17 protein-coding genes are annotated in these 19,082 nt (G+C 53.1%); 14 read left to right on the plus strand and 3 right to left on the minus strand.

Annotated features, from left to right (window positions below):
• Positions 1-18 precede the first annotated feature (18 nt).
• The 4 genes from ACJJH9_RS04180 to ACJJH9_RS04195 are packed head-to-tail and all read left to right on the plus strand — an operon-like array spanning position 19 to position 3,930.
• Positions 19-543 carry a FixH family protein gene (locus ACJJH9_RS04180; protein ID WP_252084949.1) on the plus strand — a complete coding sequence of 175 codons (525 nt, stop codon included), beginning with the start codon at positions 19-21 and terminating at the stop codon, positions 541-543.
• Positions 540-2,984, plus strand: a complete 2,445-nt coding sequence (locus ACJJH9_RS04185; protein ID WP_444924413.1) for a heavy metal translocating P-type ATPase — start codon at positions 540-542, stop codon at positions 2,982-2,984. The genes ACJJH9_RS04180 and ACJJH9_RS04185 overlap by 4 nt, the downstream gene beginning before the upstream one ends.
• A gap of 16 nt (positions 2,985-3,000) precedes the next feature.
• Positions 3,001-3,177 carry a cbb3-type cytochrome oxidase assembly protein CcoS gene (ccoS, locus tag ACJJH9_RS04190; RefSeq protein ID WP_252084951.1) on the plus strand — a complete coding sequence of 59 codons (177 nt, stop codon included), beginning with the start codon at positions 3,001-3,003 and terminating at the stop codon, positions 3,175-3,177.
• A gap of 6 nt (positions 3,178-3,183) precedes the next feature.
• Positions 3,184-3,930: a sulfite exporter TauE/SafE family protein gene (locus tag ACJJH9_RS04195; protein ID WP_252084952.1), complete on the plus strand. Its 747-nt coding sequence runs from the start codon at positions 3,184-3,186 to the stop codon at positions 3,928-3,930.
• 55 nt (positions 3,931-3,985) lie between these two features.
• Here the strand turns inward: ACJJH9_RS04195 and nadC are convergent, their stop codons facing one another.
• Complete coding sequence (gene nadC, locus ACJJH9_RS04200; RefSeq protein WP_444888293.1) at positions 3,986-4,840, minus strand: carboxylating nicotinate-nucleotide diphosphorylase; 855 nt, start codon at positions 4,838-4,840, stop codon at positions 3,986-3,988.
• Positions 4,841-5,322: 482 nt separating this feature from the next.
• Here nadC and ACJJH9_RS04205 point away from each other — a divergent pair, with 482 nt between their 5' ends.
• The 8 genes from ACJJH9_RS04205 (at position 5,323) to ACJJH9_RS04240 (ending at position 15,692) form a co-directional block, all read left to right on the plus strand.
• Positions 5,323-7,683 carry a DUF1631 domain-containing protein gene (locus tag ACJJH9_RS04205; RefSeq protein ID WP_444888294.1) on the plus strand — a complete coding sequence of 787 codons (2,361 nt, stop codon included), beginning with the start codon at positions 5,323-5,325 and terminating at the stop codon, positions 7,681-7,683.
• A 167-nt stretch (positions 7,684-7,850) separates the two neighbouring features.
• The gene (ampD, locus tag ACJJH9_RS04210) at positions 7,851-8,411 is read left to right on the plus strand and encodes a 1,6-anhydro-N-acetylmuramyl-L-alanine amidase AmpD (protein WP_444888295.1); all 561 of its coding nucleotides are present in this window, start codon (positions 7,851-7,853) and stop codon (positions 8,409-8,411) included.
• Positions 8,412-8,521: 110 nt separating this feature from the next.
• Positions 8,522-9,397, plus strand: a complete 876-nt coding sequence (ampE, locus tag ACJJH9_RS04215; RefSeq protein WP_444888296.1) for a regulatory signaling modulator protein AmpE — start codon at positions 8,522-8,524, stop codon at positions 9,395-9,397.
• A gap of 164 nt (positions 9,398-9,561) precedes the next feature.
• On the plus strand, positions 9,562-10,998 hold the full coding sequence (locus ACJJH9_RS04220; protein ID WP_444888297.1) for an aldehyde dehydrogenase family protein: 1,437 nt from the start codon (positions 9,562-9,564) through the stop codon (positions 10,996-10,998).
• 95 nt (positions 10,999-11,093) lie between these two features.
• The gene (locus ACJJH9_RS04225) at positions 11,094-12,080 is read left to right on the plus strand and encodes a threonine ammonia-lyase (protein WP_444885771.1); all 987 of its coding nucleotides are present in this window, start codon (positions 11,094-11,096) and stop codon (positions 12,078-12,080) included.
• Between the two features lie 17 nt (positions 12,081-12,097).
• A complete protein-coding gene (locus ACJJH9_RS04230; protein ID WP_444885770.1) occupies positions 12,098-12,673 on the plus strand; it encodes a YbhB/YbcL family Raf kinase inhibitor-like protein in 576 nt (191 codons plus the stop codon).
• Positions 12,674-12,766: 93 nt separating this feature from the next.
• A complete protein-coding gene (locus ACJJH9_RS04235; protein ID WP_444924414.1) occupies positions 12,767-14,122 on the plus strand; it encodes an AmpG family muropeptide MFS transporter in 1,356 nt (451 codons plus the stop codon).
• A 295-nt stretch (positions 14,123-14,417) separates the two neighbouring features.
• Entirely contained in the window at positions 14,418-15,692 is a 1,275-nt protein-coding gene (locus tag ACJJH9_RS04240) for an AmpG family muropeptide MFS transporter (protein WP_444924415.1), read from the plus strand.
• Positions 15,693-15,732: 40 nt separating this feature from the next.
• On the opposite strand, the gene ACJJH9_RS04245 is transcribed toward ACJJH9_RS04240, so the two are convergent.
• On the minus strand, positions 15,733-16,047 hold the full coding sequence (locus ACJJH9_RS04245; RefSeq protein ID WP_444898844.1) for an MGMT family protein: 315 nt from the start codon (positions 16,045-16,047) through the stop codon (positions 15,733-15,735).
• Positions 16,048-16,335: 288 nt separating this feature from the next.
• Between ACJJH9_RS04245 and ACJJH9_RS04250 the strand changes: the two genes are divergently transcribed.
• The gene (locus tag ACJJH9_RS04250; protein ID WP_444924416.1) at positions 16,336-17,307 is read left to right on the plus strand and encodes a DUF481 domain-containing protein; all 972 of its coding nucleotides are present in this window, start codon (positions 16,336-16,338) and stop codon (positions 17,305-17,307) included.
• 76 nt (positions 17,308-17,383) lie between these two features.
• Positions 17,384-18,145, plus strand: coding sequence for an SDR family oxidoreductase (locus tag ACJJH9_RS04255; RefSeq protein WP_252084963.1), 762 nt, complete (start codon positions 17,384-17,386; stop codon positions 18,143-18,145).
• Positions 18,146-18,228: 83 nt separating this feature from the next.
• Here ACJJH9_RS04255 and ACJJH9_RS04260 read toward each other — a convergent pair whose 3' ends face one another.
• Positions 18,229-19,005 carry a hypothetical protein gene (locus ACJJH9_RS04260; protein ID WP_444924417.1) on the minus strand — a complete coding sequence of 259 codons (777 nt, stop codon included), beginning with the start codon at positions 19,003-19,005 and terminating at the stop codon, positions 18,229-18,231.
• Positions 19,006-19,082: the final 77 nt, after the last annotated feature.

Raw genomic sequence — 19,082 nt, forward strand, 5'->3', positions numbered from 1 at the left:
GGTAATTTTGGTAACGCGATGAATGAACCAACGTCGAAACCCTGGTATCGGGAATTCTGGGCCTGGATGGTCTTGGCACCGTTGATTACGGTGGTTGTAGTCTCCTCTATTACGGTCTCCATTGCCGTGCGCTTTGCTGATGATCAGGTCAGCGATACCTACTACAAAGACAGCCGCATGTACCATTTTTCCGCGGAGCAAGACCAGCGTGCCAAAGCTCTGGGGCTGGCGGCCTTGGTGCAGTTCCAGCGCACTGAAGGTGGCGTTACTGTCGAATTGAATGGCAATACCGACTACCCGGAAAAACTTCTGCTGACTTTGAGCCACCCGATGGAAGAGGATCTGGACCAGCATATCGAGTTGTCACAGCTCTCTGTGGGGCGCTATTCCGGTGAAGTACCGGGCGCCTTAAAAAGCCGCTGGTACCTGCGCCTGATGCCTGAACTTGACCCAAGTGCACATCAGCAAGCCGAGTGGCGTTTGAAAGGCGAGATTAACTTCGACCTGGGCAACGCGGCGCCCATGAATCCCGGCAGTCAATGAAGTCACCCTGTTATCACTGTGGGCTACCGGTTCCCGCTGGCAGTAATCACTCTGTTGTGATCGAAGGTGTCCCGCGCAGCATGTGCTGTCCGGGGTGTGAGGCCGTGGCGAGTGCAATTGTCTCCGGGGGATTGGACGGCTTTTACCGTTATCGGGAAAAACAAAGTGATCGCCCGGAGCAGAACCAGCCACAGGATCGCTGGAGTGCTTATGATCTTCCCGAAGTGCAGCAGCAGTTTGTGCACGACTGGGACGGCGGGCGCCAAATGGCGGCGCTGCTGATCGGTGGTATTACTTGTGCCGCCTGTGTCTGGTTGATAGAAAAACATCTGGGGCAATTGGCCGGTATCGAGAAAGTCTCGGTCAACGCCAGTACCCAGCGCGCGCAAATTGTTTTCGATCCTGAGCAGATTCAACCCAGCGCCCTGTTTGAGGCCCTGGAGCAGATCGGCTATCGCCCTGCGCCGGCGACTGCCGCCAACCGCGAAAGTGTAATTCAGAGTGAGCATCGCGCTGCCCTGCGCCGCCTTGGGGTCGCTGGTCTCGGTACCATGCAGGTGATGATGTTCGCCATCGCCCTCTATTTTGGTGCCGGCAGCGGTGATGTGGGTGAGTTCGAACGTTACTTCCGCTGGGTCTCTCTGCTGGTAGCCACTCCTGTAGTGTTCTATGCCGCGCGGCCTTTCTTTAGCGCGGCCCTGCGCAGTCTGCGCACGCGCCACTTGAGTATGGATGTGCCGGTTTCCCTCGCTATTGGCCTGGCCTATGGGGCCAGTTTCTATGCCACCGTATTCGGTACCGGCGAGGTATATTTTGAATCCATCTCCATGTTTACCTTCTTTTTGCTGTTGGGGCGCACTGTTGAGATGCGCGCGCGCCACCGAGCGGGACTAGCCAGCGGTGGGCTCGCGCAGCTGTTGCCCATGACCGCGGCAAGGTATGACGGCACTGAGATTACCCACGTCCCCGTAGCAGCCCTGGCGGCTGGCGACCGGATTTTACTGCGCCCCGGCGATACGATTCCCGCTGATGGTGAGGTACTCGAAGGTGAAAGTGGCGTAGATGAATCGCTACTCAGTGGTGAATCTGCGCTACAGCAAAAGACCGTGGGCAGTCCTGTGTATGCAGGCAGCGTCAACGGCGATTCCAGTCTTACCGTGCGTGTCACCGCCGCCGGAAAATCCACGCGCTTGTCGGCGATTGAGCGTCTTGTGGAGCGCGCCCAGCTGGAGAAACCAGCTCAGGTAGCCCTGGCGGATCGGGTTGCCGGCATTTTTGTCGGAGTCGTACTGGTTGCAGCCCTGAGTGCTTTCGCGGTCTGGTGGCAACTGGACCCGAGTAGGGCATTTTGGGTGGCCTTGTCCGTGTTGGTGGTGACCTGTCCCTGTGCTTTGTCTTTGGCGACACCTGCAGCATTGGCCTCAGCAACTCTGCGCCTGCAAGAGCTGGGCTTGTTGGTTGCTGGCGGCAGTCTTTTAGAAACCTTGCCCCGTATCAGCCGCGTGGTGTTCGATAAAACCGGTACCTTGACCCGTGGCGAACCCCGCATCCTGCGTATTGATTTACTGCGTGATGGCTGGACCGAACAGAAAGTCAAAGATGTGGCTGCAGCACTCGAGTCCCAAACTCACCATCCACTGGCGCGGGCATTTCGTGCCTGGCGTGGCAACCTTACTGCAAGCCAGCTCAAGGTACATACAGGCTGCGGCCTGGAGGGGCAGATAGAGGGCAACCGCTACCGCCTGGGCCGTGCCGATTTTGCCATCACGCAATCTATTGCGGCTCCACAGGGAGAGGGGCAGTGGCTGTTGCTGGCCGATGATATTGGCGCTATCGCCTGGATCGCGCTTGGCGATAAATTGCGGGACTCCGCCGCACAGGCGGTTGAGCAGCTGGGCCAAATGGGCCTGTCAGTTGAATTGTTGAGCGGCGACCAATCCGCTGAAGTAAAACGGTTGGCTGCCCAGGCGGGCATTGAAGGTTTCCGCGCTGGCGCATCGCCCGAAGACAAGCTCTCCCATATGAAGCAGCGGCAGGATGCGGGGGAGAAAGTCCTGATGGTGGGTGATGGCCTCAATGATGTGCCGGTATTGTCAGGTGCTGACGCGTCGGTGGCGATGATGTCTGCCGCTGACCTGGCCCAATCCCGCGCAGATGCGATTCTGCTCAACGGTGATCTGCGAGTGTTGGCGCAGTCTATCGCTCTGGCGCGTAAGTGTCGCCGGGTGGTACGTCAAAATCTGGCCTGGGCCCTGGGGTATAACGTCATAGCACTGCCCCTGGCGGTGTGCGGCCTGGTGCCTCCATGGGCTGCCGCTATTGGTATGTCTCTGAGCTCTCTGGTTGTGGTTATCAATGCACTGCGCTTGTCTCGAGCCGCACCTTCTACAGAGGACACCAGCCGTGTAGAGCCCAATATTCGCCCCAGATTGGCGGATTAATACAGAGGAGTGAAGCGTGGACAGTCTCTATTTCCTGATTCCTATTGCGGTGGTATTTGTTGCTCTCGCCATAAAGGTCTTCTTCTGGGCCGTAAATAATGGCCAATATGACGATCTGGAGACGGAGGGACGACGAATCTTGTTTGAAGATGATCTGCAGGCATCATCCACAAAGACTGAGGAAAAGGAGTAGTAGTTCGTGGGGGATTGGGGTTTTTTGGCGGCTGCGCTCGCCATTGGTTTTCTCGGCAGTAGTCACTGTATTGGTATGTGTGGAGGGATTTCTGGCGCGCTGGGCATGGCGGTGCCAGGTAGGCAGACTGCCTGGGTGCAACTGGGTTCCTACCAGTTGGGGCGCGTTGCCAGTTACACATTGATGGGTGGCCTGGCCGGTGCCCTGGGGGCTGCCGTCATTCCGGCACTGACACCCTTGCGGTTTGCTGCAGGAATAATGTTGATTGTGATGGCGCTCTATGTAGCGGGCATCTGGCGCGGCCTGGTGTGGCTTGAGAAGGGCGGTAGCTATCTCTGGCGCTATGTTCAGCCGCTTTCCGCTAAGTTGTTGCCGGTGCGTTCCGCGGGACAGGCTATTGCACTGGGTTCTCTGTGGGGTTGGTTGCCCTGCGGTTTAGTCTACAGCGCCCTGACTTTTGCTTTGGCCCAGGGCAGTGCGGAACGCTCGGCGTTGGCGATGCTTGCTTTCGGCCTGGGCACCTTGCCAGCCATGTTGGCCACTGGCGCCGCCGCCGTACAGGTGCGTAATTTCGTGCAGAAGCCAGGGGTGCGTCTGGGGTTTGCCGCTGCGATTATGCTGTTTGGCTTTTGGACATTGTGGGGCGCTCTCGGCCATGGGGGGCACGGAGATCACAGCAATCACGGTGCTATGAATGCTGTGGAATCTGTTGAGGAGAAGCCACAGGAAGAAAGCCACCACCATCATCACTGATTGTTGTTGGCGGGCTTGTGGGGCACGGCAGTAGCAGCACTGTGCCCCTTCAAATCTAAAATTCGATACGCAGCGATAGGTCGACCGCACGCAGGTGCTTGGTCAAACTGCCAGAGGATATGTAGTCGACCTCCAGTTCCGCCAGCTGTGCGATTCGCTCCCGATCTACACTGCCAGAAATTTCAATTCTCGCGCGCCCCTTGGCCATATCCAAAGCACTGCGGGTGTCCGCATCGTTGAATTCATCGAGCATTATTACATCTGCACCGCTATCTAGCGCTTGCTGGAGTTCTTCGAGAGTTTCCACCTCAACCTCTACCAGTGCCTCCGGTTTGATCGTTCTCGCCTGGGCTACGGCCTTGTCGATACCACCGGCAGCGGCGATATGATTTTCCTTGATAAGAAAAGCGTCGTAGAGGCCGATGCGGTGATTGTGGCAGCCTCCGCACAGTACGGCATATTTTTGCGCGCTGCGCAGGCCGGGGATGGTTTTGCGGGTATCGAGGATTTTTACCTCGGTACCGGTGGCGCGTGCGGCGAACTCTGCGGCAGTGGTTGCTGTGCCGGACAGGGTCTGCAGAAAGTTAAGCGCGGTGCGCTCGCCGGTGAGGATTGTGCGGGCATTGCCCTCGAGTTCAAAAATCACGCTATTGGCGGAAACTCTATCGCCATCGGTAAAATGCCAAATTAATTGCAGGTCGGGATCTAGTTGTCGAAAGATCTCCTCAACCCAGGCGCGCCCGCTCAGGGTGCAGTCCTCGCGGGTGATCACGCGGGCGCGGGCACTGCGATCAGCGGGGATCAGTTGGGCGGTGATATCGCCATCGCCAATATCCTCCTCCAGTGCCGTTCGCACAGCCCTTTGCAGGTCGGTCATGATGTTTGGGATGGTGGAGTCTTTAGGGTGCATTGGCAAACCTCGAAATAAACGCGCGGGCAGTTTACCAAAACCCATGGGATTTGGATTGCCTGGGGGGCCATGCCACTCCTTTGCATGTATTTTTCCCGATAGCAGCTGCCCCAACATTTCGCTGTGACAAGTGTCTCAAATGTGTCGCGAAACTGTGTCAATAGGGCAGTTATCATGGGTAAAATCCAAGGCGGATGGGTATCGGCGTAGGCGCACGTTATCCCTGTCTTCACTATTCAATTTATCTGCATTAAAAAGCTTGAAATCTGAGCAAAATCAAGAGGTTATTGGTTTTTTTCAAGCAAAATGTCGATTAATTTCAATTAGTGGTGGCGGTGTGCATCCCAACCTGTTTCCACGGATTGATAGAAGTGGTGTAGGTAAAAAGTAAGGCTTGGTTATTTACCGCGACTTGTGCGGCCAACAAGATTTAAGCCAGCAAATACGTAATAGCCGGATGGTATTTGAAGGACCTCTTGGAAATGAGTGAATCCAGCAAGGTAGTTTCCCTTTCAGAGAAAAGCGCAGAGCGATCTACGGCGCTTGCAGGTAAAGCCATGGTGCTTCCATCGGCCGTTGCAATGTTGAAGGAGAAGGCTTGCGCCGAGTTATTCGAGCGGGTCAAGTCACTGTTTGGCAAAGTGGATGACTCACTTTTTGCCATGGCCGAGCGTGCCCATGGTCAGGAAGAGCAAGATGGATTGTTCCAAGCCTTGCGCCTGTTGCGGGTTGAGCGCCGCAATATTGCAGAAAACTTCATCGGCAATGTCCAACAGGCTTTTCAGATTCGCCAGGAGGCTCAGGACACACCCAGCTTTGCTCCAGATAACCTGTCACTGGTCCACAACGATGATCTAGAGCAGTTGGTGGCTGCAGATACCATGGTGGCTTCTGCAAAACGCGATTTTGCAGAACCTTTAACGGAATTGTGTCTGCGCCTGGATACCCTTTATTCGGTTAAGATTTACGACAAGAACAACCCCTTGGGGCCCGATGTTATTTGCGACGCCTTTGTGGAGGCAATCCAGCCCCTCGATCTACATATTCGCGCCCGCCTCACCCTGCTGAAAAAGTTTGAGCAGCTTGTTATGCAACAGCTGCGGGGGTTTTATGATTTTTGTAACCAGTTGTTGGTGGAGCAGGGAGTATTGCCCTCTCTGAGGGAGCAACAGCGTGCGGCGCGCCAACGGCCTGCACATTCTACGCCGGTGTCAGGTGGTGCCCAGACTACAGTGGGTACCGGCCATGCTGCGGCTGAGGGACAGGGGCCGGTTGCTTCAGGCGTTCCAGTTAGCGGCCACGTTGCTCCGGGCCTAGTACCTGCTACAGCTGGTATGACCCCCATGCCGGCGGGAGATCTGCTCAGCCACCTGGGCGCCTTACAGAGCGGAGCTCATTACCAGGGCGGTGGTACGGCCCAATTGCTCAATGTGGGTGAGCTATTACAGCAGCGTTTGGTAGAGGCAAACCAAGCGGCATCGCTGGCGAAAGTGGACAGTGATGTTATCAAGCTGGTGGAGATGCTGTTCTCCTTTATCCTGGAAGATCGCAGTCTGGCAACGCCCATTAAATCCTTGTTGGGTCGTTTACAGCTGCCTTTGCTAAAGGTGGCTATCGCCGATAAGTCATTCTTTAGTAAAGGGGGGCACCCCGCACGTAAGCTGCTCAACGAGCTCGCCGATGCAGCCACGGGTTGGCAGGCTCCGGAAAACTATGAGTCCGATCCTCTTTACCGGGAAATCTCCCAGATTGTTGAGCGCGCCCTGAATGAGTTTGATCAGGATATTCATATCTTTTCAGCCTTGTTGGAGTCCCTGCGTGAATTTATAGCCCGCGAGCGCAAACGCGCCGAGATGCTAGAACGCCGGGTGGTGGATGAGGCCGATGGCCGTGCAAAAACCCAGGCCGCGCGAGCGCGCGTTGCCGCTGTTATGGATGCGTTGGTGGCGGAGCGCGATCTGCCGCCGGTTGTGCAGGATTGGCTCAATAAGGTTTGGAATAACGTTTTATTCCTCACCTGCGTTAAAGAGGGCACTGACAGTGAGGCCTGGAGTCGCGATGTACGCACCGCTCGGGACCTGGTCTGGAGTGTGCAGGCGCCGATGCCGGAAGCACGTAAGCAGCTTTTGAGCCTTCTGCCAACTTTGCAGGAGCGCCTGAGGGAAGGTATCGAGGCGCTTTCCTACAATGCCTTTGAGGCCCGTAGTCTGTTTGCTGGCCTTAAGGAAATTTATCGCGAGCGCTTCGCCTTGGCACAACGCTTAACAGAGGAGCGCGAGCGCTTAGTCAAAGAGCAGGTAGCCAGGGAAGTCCAAGCGGCTACTGCCGTAGAAGTGGTGGCGGAAACACCGGCTGAAACAGCCAAGATTGAAGCAGTTGCAGAATCGCCAGAAGCCGAAGTGGCCTTGGCTGAGGATCGGGTAGCGGTTGATAGTGCCGAAGCCAAGGAGGAAGTTGCTCTGCCGCCTATGGAGGAGATTGAGCAGGCGGTGGCCCAAGCTGAAGTCGCCCCGATTACCGAAGAGCAGCAGGGACTGGCACAACTCGATGAAGACGATCCCCACTGGCAGATGACCTTTCGCCTGGCTCAGGGTAGCTGGTTCGAGCTGAAGCGATCCGAAGAGGAACAGTTCCGCTGTCGTTTGGCGGCGGTGATCCGGGATATCGACCAGTTTATTTTTGTAAATCGCAATGGTGCCAAAGTAGCGGAATTTGCCCGCCTGGAACTGGCCCATGCCCTACGCTCAGCACAGTTGTTACCCCTAGATGACGGCATGCTGTTCGAGCGCGCCCTGCAGTCAGTAATCGGTAATGTACGTAAAAAGCGCAGTGAACAGCGTTAGGGAATAAAAAGGCAATTTCATATGCCCGGCAGTCTAGACCGGGTTTCCACTTCTGTCGTCAGACAGTTCCAAACGGATTGGCATATCGATCAACGCTTCCATAAAATGGTTACTGCTGAAATCCCGGGCTACTCGGGTTGGTAGTTTTTTGGAGCGGAGATCGCAGATTGAAATATCAAGTGGATTCCGGCTGGTTATCAGGGGCGCGTCGTGTTCCCAGCCCACACTGCAACAGCCGGCCGGATAACTGCCCTGTAGACCTACTGGTGATTCACAGCATAAGCCTGCCCCCAGGTCAGTACGGTGGCCCTTATATTGATACGTTTTTCCTTGGGCAGTTGGACATTGATGCCCACCCTTACTTCACGGAAATTGCCGCTTTACAAGTTTCTGCCCACTTGCTTATCAATCGCGACGGCATCGTCACTCAATATGTGCCTTTGGACCGGCGAGCCTGGCACGCGGGCAAGTCGGAGTTTAGGGGGCGCAGCAACTGCAATGATTTTTCCATTGGTATTGAGCTGGAGGGCCTGGATACGGATATTTATACCGATGCTCAGTATCTGGCGCTGGCAGAAGTTACCCGAGCGATAATGCAGGCTTATCCGGGGATAGGGGTCGATAAAATTACCGGGCATTCTGATATAGCTCCTGGGCGCAAATTAGATCCGGGCCCAGGCTTTGACTGGCAGCGCTATCTGGGGGACGTAAAAAAAGGCGCCGAGTAATTGTGAGCGGTATTATTGGCACATATTTATTAATTAAAGAGTCTTACAATCGAATCTCGGCACTTTTGTGCCGGTAACTGAATTTCTTTACGCACTATCACGGCAACGTTATGACCTTGCTGATTATTTTATTGACCTTGGGTTTGGTACAAATTTGGGGATCGGGCGCGCCTTTACATCGCGATCACTGGTTCGATCGCTGGAGTACCCACATCGAGGGGCTTTCCCCGCTACAGGGAAAAGAAGGCTTGCTAATCGGATTTAGCGTCCTGCCGCCGGTTCTGGTGGCGGCGCTGGCAATGGCTTTTGCCCAATCTTCCGCTGGGGCTTTGGGGGGGCTTTTGCTAGGGGTCCCTCTACTGCTCTATTGCCTGGGACGTGGAAATTTTAATGAGACTTTGAGTGCTTATCTGCGCAACTGGTATCGGGGTGATTTTAACGGGGCCGCCGAAGCGGCACGCCCCCTGTTGCGGGAAATTCACGAGAGTGCCGCCGAGGGCGGACGTTTGCATGAGCAGGTATTTCGCGGAGCGGCCTATTCCGCCTTCGAGCGACTTTTTGCCGTTTTGTTTTGGTTTATCCTGCTGGGTATTCCGGGGGCGCTGCTGTTTCGCCTGAGCGCTCTTTACGCGGAGCGTGCTCGGGGAACCGAACGAGAGGCTCTGGCCGCGCGCTGGCTGTGGTTGCTGGAGTGGGTGCCAGTAAGGTTGATGGGGCTAAGTTTCGCCATTGTCGGTAACTTTGCCGGCTGTTACAGGGCCTGGAGGCAGTGCCTGATGTGCCGGGAACGGGATACTGATCAGGTTCTCGAATCCTATTTGGAGGGGGCCCTGGGGGGGATTGATGCCAGTGAGTGCAGTGCCTCTGCAGATCTCTCCCATATCCAGCGCCAGAGTGGTGCGGAGATCGAAGGTTTGCAGGCGTTACTATCCAGGTCCCTACTGCTGTGGATTACCGCACTGGCACTTACTGTCTTGTTTTTCTAAGTGTGAACACTCGCACCCATTGGGATCAAAGTTCCACAAAAAATTATAAAGTGGGATTAATTTGCTAACAGTTACTTGACTTAACACCAGTATCCAAGAAGATTGCGCCCGCTACAAAATCCAGGTTCTTTGCCTGGCTGCGGGCGACATATACTTAGTGGAGGATGCAGGGGTTGAAGGTTTCATTACTGGAAGCACAAATGCTGTCAGATCTCAGTGTGGCAAGTGGTGGCAATACCGCAGCTTTGGTTGCTGGCCTCAGGGCTTATTTCCGTAGTGGTGCCACTGTGGAACTGAGCTGGAGACGCCGGCAGTTGAATCAACTGCGCAAGATGCTCAGTGAAAATGAAACCCGCTTTATTCAGGCCCTGGGTGAAGATTTACATAAGGCGCCACAAGAAGCTTATCTGACCGAGATTGCTTTCCTCTACGCTGATATCGAACATACTCTGAAACACTTGAAGCGCTGGGTTCGCCCTCGCAAAGTATCCTCACCACTTTTGACCCAGCCCGCAAACAGTTACATCCAGCCGGAACCGCTTGGGGTGGTTCTGATTATTGGTGCCTGGAATTACCCTTTGCAGTTGTTGTTATCGCCATTGGTTCCCGCGATTGCTGCGGGTAACTGCGCAGTAGTGAAACCCTCGGAGCTGGCTCCCAGTACCTCCCAATTGATTGCTGAACTGCTGCCACGTTACCTCGACCACGACGCTTTTGCCTGTGTTGAAGGCGCTGCGGCCGAGACCTCTAAGTTACTGGAGCAGCGCTGGGATCATATTATGTACACCGGTGGTGCTAGAGTCGGCAGGATTGTTATGGCGGCTGCAGTTGAGCACCTGACGCCGGTTACATTGGAGCTGGGGGGCAAGAGCCCCTGTATTGTGGCTGACGATGCCGATATTGAACTCGCCGCCCGCCGCATTGCTTGGGGAAAGTTTACCAATGCAGGGCAGACCTGTATCGCACCGGATTATGTGCTGTGCACCCGCCACACCGCCGATCTCCTGGTGCCTGCTATTCAGCAGGCGGTGACAAAAATGTTCGGAGAGGACCCGCAAAAGAGCTCGGACTACGGACGTATCGTCAATAGCCGGCATACTCTGCGCCTGGCGGATCTTCTCAGTGGTGGAGATGTTATTTATGGCGGTGAGGTAGATGCCGACAACCGCTATATAGCGCCGACACTGATGCGCTGCGTCGATCTCGAAGCTTCAGTGATGCAGGATGAGATCTTCGGGCCAATCCTGCCGGTGGTCGAACTGGATGACTTCGGAAAAGTGGAGGGATTTGTCAATCAGCGGGAAAAACCGCTGGCCCTGTATATTTTTACTAAAAGCGATAGCTTGGCCGAGCGGATTCTTTCCAGCTGCAGCTCCGGTAACGCCTGTGTGAATGACTGCATGATGTTTATGCTGGCCCAAGATCTGCCATTTGGTGGGGTGGGAGCCAGCGGTATGGGTTGTTATCACGGTGAACATGGCTTTAAAACTTTTAGCCACTATAAAGCGGTAATGAAGCGCAAAAATATTTTGGATGTTAATTTACGTTACGCCCCTTACAGCAAACGCAAATTCAGTTTGTTGAGAATGCTGCAGAAGTAGAAATACTGAGAAGTGTGACCAGCAGCGGGGATTTTACTGGTTTTTTGGGGGGCTGAATTGGTACATTCAGCAAAAATTATTTAGATAAAAATGCTATGCCCTCGGATCGTAATGACCTACCCACCAGTGCGGATGTTTTTTGTGCCGCGCAAACCATTGCTGACTCTGTCCACCGAACACCGCTAATTCGCTCCCAATTACTCGACCAAGTGGGGGGCGCTAACCTCTGGTTCAAGTGTGAACACCTACAGAAAGTAGGTGCCTTCAAAGCCCGCGGTGCCACCAATGCCCTTGCCAACCTGCCCGCTGGAGCTGAAGTGGTAGCGACTCACTCCTCGGGAAATCATGGTGCTGCTTTGGCCTGGGCTGCTGCTGAGTTGGGCCTACCCTGTATTGTGGTGATGCCCGAGACGGCGCCCAGGGCTAAGCGTGAGGCTGTACAGAGTTATGGCGCACAAATAATTATTTGTGGTCCTACCCAATCGGAGCGCGAGGCCGCACTGCAAACCGTAGTAGAGGAAACGGGGGCCCATGTGGTTCCGCCTTTTGACGATAGTCGTATTATCGCCGGGCAGGGTACCGTTGCCCTGGAAGTGGTGCAGCAATGCCGCGATCAGGGTTTTACTCCGGATGTACTCCTGGCACCCGTGGGGGGTGGGGGGCTACTCGCCGGAATTGGTTTGGCCATGGCAGCCCTGGCACCAGATGTCTTGGTAATTGGTGCGGAACCCGCTGGCGCTGATGACGCTCAGAGATCACTACGTGGTGGTGTGCATGTCACCACCCAGCAGCCGCAAACTATCGCAGATGGTCTGCGCACCACACTGGGGCGCAGAAATTACTCTGTAATTCGGCGCACGGTGCGAGATATTGTGACAGTTTCAGAAAATGGTATCGTGCGGGCAATGGAGCTGTTGTGGACACGTACCAAGCAATTGGTTGAGCCCTCTGCGGCAGTTGGCCTGGCAGCTGTGCTAGAGCACAGCGCGCGCTTTCGCAATAAGAATGTTGCGATTGTCCTTACCGGCGGCAATATGGATTTGGACCGGGCTTCAAGCTTGTTGGCCGAAGCCGAAAAATAACTACAGGACGATTGAATATGAATTTAGGATTTGGCCGCTTTATTTACTGCAAACTCAGAGCGGGCCTGGTGGCATCGGCCCTTTTCCTGGCGGCAATGGCTGCACAAGCTGGGCAGCTGACGCTCACTTCCAGCTCATTAAAACCCGGTGGCAAAATGCCGCTGGCCCATGTGTACAGTGGATGTGGTGGAGAAAACCTCTCCCCCGAATTGAGCTGGAGCGGCGCCCCTGAAGGTACTAAAAGCTATGCGGTAATGGTTTACGACCCCGATGCGCCAACTGGCAGTGGCTGGTGGCACTGGGTGATGTTCAATATTCCCGCTGAGGTAACCAGTTTGCCAGAGGGCGCGGGCGACCTGAAAAATGGTTTGGTACCAGAGGCCGTTCAGGGGCGCAATGATTACGGCAACCCCGGTTATGGTGGCGCCTGTCCACCAAAGGGGCACGGCGATCATCGCTACCGTTTTCGAGTCTATGCCCTGAAAGTAGACTCACTGCCATTGGATGAGAACTCCTCCCCCGCTAAAGTGGGTTTCAATGTAAATGCCAATAAATTGGCGGAGGCTGAGCTCGAGGTTCTGTGGGGCCACTGAGCGCATCAGTTCTAAATTGATGGCCAAGTGCGGGCTAGTTGCCCGCATTATTTTACCAAGGCCAATTATGGGGTTTAAGGGGAAAGGTTGAATATGTCGCAGCAGCAACTGACATGGGGGCAAGCCCTCGGTGCTTACCTTAAGCCTCGTGTACTCACCATGTTTTTTCTTGGCTTTTCTGCCGGCCTTCCGCTCTTATTGGTCTTCTCTACCCTGACCGCCTGGCTGAGAGATTTTGGTGTAAGCCGCACAGCTATTGGTTTCTTCGCTTGGGTGGGAATTACCTTTTCGATAAAAGTGCTTTGGGCCCCAATTATTGACCAACTACGATTGCCTTTTTTCACTGATAAGTTGGGTAAACGCCGCGGTTGGATGTTGGTATCTCAAGTGGGGATTGCTATCGGGCTAGTGGGTATGGCCAGCGTTAACCCGCAGCAATCACTGATGGAAGTAGCCCTGCTCGCTTTATGGGTTGCCTTCTGTTCGGCTTCGCAGGATGTGGCAATTGACGCATACCGAATAGAGGCCATGGATGAAGATTACCAGGGTGCTATGGCGGCTAACTACGTATTCGGTTACCGAGTCGCAATGCTGATTGCCGGAGCCGGGGCGTTATTTATTGCGGATGCTTTCAGCTGGTCAGGTGCTTATCTTGTGATGGCAGCCCTCATGGGGGTGGGGGTGATTACATGCTTGGTAGTCTCCGAGCCTGATCACAGCAAGGTGAACAAAGAGGCAGATAAGCTGCAAAGTGAGTGGGAAGAACGCCTGTTGGGGAAGGGGGAGCACAGCCGCCTGAAACAGTGGTTTATTCGAGCTGTAGTGTGCCCTTTTGTTGAATTCTTTCAGCGCAATGGTCGCTTTGCCCTCGTTTTATTGGTTTTTATCGGTATTTTCCGTCTCAGCGATATTGCGATGGGGATAATGGCGAATCCGTTTTATCTGGATTTGGGGTTCACCAAGACTGAAATCGCGGAAATCAGTAAACTATTTGGGTTTTTCTGTACCATTATCGGTTCCTTTCTCGGCGGGGTTTTAGTTGTTCGCTATGGTGTGCTGCGCCCATTAATACTCGGTGCAGTGATGGTGGCATGTACCAATCTCTTGTTTGCTCAGCTTGCACTGATAGGGCCGGACAAGGCGTGGCTCGCGCTGGTGATTAGTGCCGACAATATCAGTGGTGGTATGGCTAATGCTGTGCTCGTTGCTTATCTTTCCAGCCTGGCCAATAAGGCCTATACAGCCACCCAATATGCACTGTTCAGTTCACTCATGACACTGCCGGGTAAATTTATCAGTGGCTTCTCCGGTATCGTGGTGGATGCTCAGGGCTACGCCCAGTTCTTTATTTATGCGGCACTAATGGGGCTGCCGGCCATATTCCTTTCTATCTATTTTTGGCGGCGGGAGAGACGTGGCTGGAGTGAAGAACAGCCCCAGCCGGGTTAAGGGCTTATCGCAGCCATAGTGTGCCCCCTCTCTTTTCGTTTTTCCTATCGAAGGCTTATCGATTTTCTTTTTGGCCACTGAACGTGGCCTTTAGCGTTTTTGGTTACCAGCTATTTGTGCATTGGGTGACGGTAGTCACCGAGCATTTTTGTCAGCTTGTGTCTATGTTGGTGGAGGGGAAACCACTACCTCTCCTGTGCGCCGCTAATACTCCCCCCGCATTTGGGTTTATCGCTGTGTTAATTGGAGAGCGCACATTTTCAATTGCAGAGTTAACAAATAAACGCGACAAACTATGTCCCACGAAACAGTCAGGGAAGCGGTATTTAACCGGAGAATGCTGATCTGTATCGGCACCGGCTTTTCCTCGGGGATGCCGCTGTTTGTGCTGATTCAGCTGGTACCTGCCTGGCTGAGAACTGAAGGGGTGGACCTGGCGACGATAGGCATCTTCTCCCTCTTGGGATTGCCCTATACCTGGAAGTTTATCTGGGCGCCGCTTATGGAGCGCTACGCATTTCCAATACTGGGGCGCCGCCGGGGGTGGATGTTGGTGATGCAGCTGCTGCTGATCCTTTTTATTGGCGCATTGGGCATGTTCAATCCCCAGTTTAATATTTGGACGATCGCGGCCCTGTGTTTTGGCGTAGCCTTCTTTAGTGCAAGCCAGGATATTGTCCTGGATGCTTTTCGCCGGGAAATTCTACCGGACTGGGAGTTGGGGCTTGGTAACTCTTTTCATGCTAACGCATACCGGATTTCCGGCTTGGTACCGGGCTCTCTCAGCTTGATTCTCTCTGATCATCTGGCCTGGGGACAGGTTTTCTGGGTGACGGCAGCTTTTATGCTGATCGCAGTTTTTATGACCTTGATGGTAGCTGAGCCGCAACACCCGGCGGAGCGGCCTAGGTCCTTGCGCGAAGCAATTGTCCTGCCTTTTGTGGAATTCTTCGGTCGTAACGGTGTTAAGCATGCCATTTTAGTATTGGCATTTATGTTTCTTTACAAGCTGGGCGACAGTATGGCAACAGCCCTGGCGACACCTTACTACCTGGATATGGGCTACTCCAATACGGATATTGGTATTGTTGCTAAAAATGCTGGACTTTGGCCGGCGGTAATTGGCGGCTTTCTAGGCGGCCTGTTAATCGTTCGTATCGGTATTAATAAGTGCCTGTGGATTTTTGGGGTTATTCAGCTTGTTTCGATCTTCGGCTTTATGATTCTGGCCCAAGCCAATGAGGGCTTGGTTGCCACCCCGGGCTTTAAGCCCAGCCTCTGGTTACTGGCAGTGGTGATTGCTTTTGAATACTTAGGGGTGGGGCTCGGGACAGCGGTGTTTATTGCCTTTATTGCTCGAACAACCAGTAAATTACACACTGCGACACAACTGGCACTTTTTACAGCATTGACCTCCCTGCCCAGAACTTTTGCCAATGCCTCCACGGGGTACTTGGTAGAGTCTATGGGATGGACCAACTTTTTCCTGTTGTGCGCAGCGCTTGCGGTGCCGGGGATGCTGTTACTCTTTGTCGTAGCCCCCTGGAGAGGCGAGGGCGAGGAGGCCTAATAGGCAAGATCACTCCATGACTGTGCAGAGGATGCTTGATCTAGGGTTTCCAGCGATATTTCGCCATATCTACCCGTCCCTGAAGAAAACTAACCCCTTCACTCTCCAGCCGCTCCCGCTGGCGAGAGGCTCCTGGCTCTGGCAGGGAGATACGGCCCTGGGCATTAATCACCCTGTGCCAGGGGAGGGTTGTGTCTTTGGGTAACTTCCTCAGTTGTTGGCCCGCAAGTCGTGCAGCTCTGGGGAAGCCGGCCATTTCCGCCAGATCCCCATAGGTGACTACATGGCCACATGGGATTGAGGCCAGAACGCGGCATATTCTGGCAAGTGTATCGCTGGCTTGTTCTTTGCTCACAAAATTTCTCTGCTAAACCATTTACCGGAAGTTAGCTTCAGTTTGCCGCAATTGATGCCGAATAGGCTATAAATGAGCATCTAAAGAAGTCTTGCCCATGTATTGCCGTGGGTAGTTGGGTAGTAACGGCGTGCCAGATTAATGACAGTTATGGCATTATTGCAGCTTGTTTTGTTTTTTTAGAACGGTTTTCACTGTTGGTTCACCCAGAAACTTTAAGGTCCTCCTGTGGTTCTATCGACACGTTTGTCTAGGTTTTTCACGCAAACTCTTCTCTGTCTGGCGTCTTTGCCACTCCATGCTGGTGTGCTCACCCTTGAGAATGGTGACCGTATTCAGGGAGAGTTGGTGCTGGTTGATAGCGAACAGGTAATTTGGAATTCAGAAACTTTTGGCCAGGTCAAAGTCGATAAGTCCAAAGTCGTCTCTATGGACGTTGATACCGACTTGAAGATTGCCGGGCGCGATGAGCCCTGTACCCTGGCGGGGCACCGGCAGGAGCAGTGGGAAGTCTACTGCGCAGAGGGAGATGGTTGGTTAATTGATTTCCCTGGAGTCGAGCGGGCGGAGCCGTATCCGCACTTTGTCAGTAACCCACTGACTTTCAAAGGCAACGTGAGTGCTGGGGGTGTCTTTGAATCTGGTAACCGTGAGCGAAAAGACCTGGATACCAAACTCAACTTGGATGTACGTCATGGGGATTTTCATCATCTGATAGGAGCTCTCTACCAGAACCAAGATAGTGAAGATGATGGTGCCCTGGAAAAATACCAGCTGGCCTATGACTTGCGCTGGATCTTCGCAGAAAAGTGGTTTGCCGAGGCAAACACTGAGTGGGAGCATGAAGAGGCGCGCAACTTGGATTTGGGGACCACTATGGGTCTCGGTCTTGGTTACCTATTCTACGATACAGACAAGACTGCATTTTCACTGGCAGGTGGTGTCAGTAGCCTGCAGGAAGATTTTATCGATACCGAGTTGAGTGAAGACCAGGACGACCAATATGTGGCGGGTCGAATTAAGCTAGATTATCGCTATAAATTTTCCCTGGGTCCGGAAATTTACTTTAACCAGGAAACCCTACAGTCTTTTGATCATAGCGATGATTACCAAGCAAATGCCGAATTGGGTGTACGCACGCCATTGGTTGAAGGCGTATTGATGGAAATCGGCTATCAGTGGCAGTACGACAACACACCATCACTGGAGAGTGAAAAAGAGGATACCAAGGTAACCGTGGGTGTCGGTTATGAATGGTAGTATCTTGCTGGCAACCTGCTTTTAAGAAGGTTGCCAAGGCACAGCAGTAATAAAATTTAAAAATAAGGAGTTCATCATGCAGATTGCCGGCAGCATAGTGGCGATTACTGGCGCAGGCCAGGGTTTGGGGCGAGCAATGGGGGAATACCTGGCTGCACGCGGAGCCCGGCTTGCATTGATTGATGTAAATGAGGAAGGCCTCAAGCAGAGCGTTGCCGCTTGTGAAAAGCATGGCGCCGAGGTTCGTAGCTATATTATCAATGTTGCCAGTGAAGAAGAGGTAGATAAGGGCTTCCTGCAAATTGCCGAAGATTTTGGTGGCCTGCAGGTGCTGATCAATAATGCCGGAATTATGCGCGATGGCATGTTGTTGAAATGCAAAGAGGGCAAAGTGACCGATCGTATGTCTCTGGCCCAGTGGCAGTCTGTTATTGATGTTAATCTGACAGGTGTCTTTCTTTGTGGCCGAGCGGCAGCGGGCATTATGGCGGAGAGTGGCAAGGGCGGGGTGATGGTTAATATCTCCAGCCTTTCCCGAGCAGGTAATATGGGGCAGACCAACTACTCTGCCAGCAAGGCGGGTGTTGCCGCTATGACCGTAACCTGGGCCCGTGAACTGGCTCGCTACGGTGTGCGGGTAGCTGCAATTGCTCCAGGTTTTATTGGCACTGATATGGTTGCGCAGATGCGCCCGGAAATCCTGGAAAGTCTGGTTAAGCAAGTGCCATTGAGACGCCTGGGTGAGCAAGAGGAAATTGCCTCAACCGTGGCGTTTATTCTGGAGAATGATTATCTAACTGGTCGAGTTTTGGATATCGATGGTGGTGCACGTATTTAATAATTAAGCAGTGCGCGATCAGAAGAGGGTGAACTTTGTTCGCCCTTTTTTATTTCCCTTTCAGTAATGACTCTAAGGTTTATCTATCCCTTCCTTGCATATCGCGTGTTGAGAGTCTTTCGATAAAACAGGTAAACAAATAAGGAAATAATGAGCCAAGCCAGGATGGATGCCACTTCGTGAAATACGGTTTGCTCTAAAGATAAGTGAAAATCCCGCATCACAAAGCCTTTGATTAGTGCCGACCAGGCATACAACATCTTGCACATATGCAGGGCCCACCATGGTCGGCCTATTATTTGTGGTCGGAAAAAAAACGTATAGACATCGAGTCCAACAAAAAACAGCATTAACGCGGATGGAGCCAAGTAAATGTTGGCATAATTGGGGTGTTTACCAATATCGTAAAGAAAAACCTGGAAATAGAAGACCGCGACCCAGGCAGCTATAGCAGCCAATACCCAATCGATAATATTGGAAGTGATTCTGCCATCATTAGAGTGCTTGATTCTCGGCCATATTCGGTAAGCAGAAAATATGGAGTAGCTGAATATACTGATCAATCCCAGTAATAAAAGGTCTGGGTGGGTATTGTAGACATAGGCAATATCGATCTGGTATTTGGGAATATCTGCCTTGAGATGCGGGATGATGTAAGGGTTGAATAGCATCAGCAGGGCACTGATGGAAAAGATAATGGCAATCAACAATGAGCTGAGGCCACCGATCCGATGGTAACGGCTACCCTTCTTCATCAGAAGAGTTAATGGGATAGTAATGAACGTTAAGATGATGGCTGCAACCGTATGAACCTCGATAAATAGATTTAGTCCTTCAGGGGTTGTGAATAGATAATGCATTTAGTAAAGACCTGGCGGCAGCAAGTATTAATAAGGCTTACAGGCAAATGGCGATAGTTAATGGATTTGATTATCAG

The organism is Microbulbifer mixtoriginis (SeqCode), assembly GCF_052466715.1.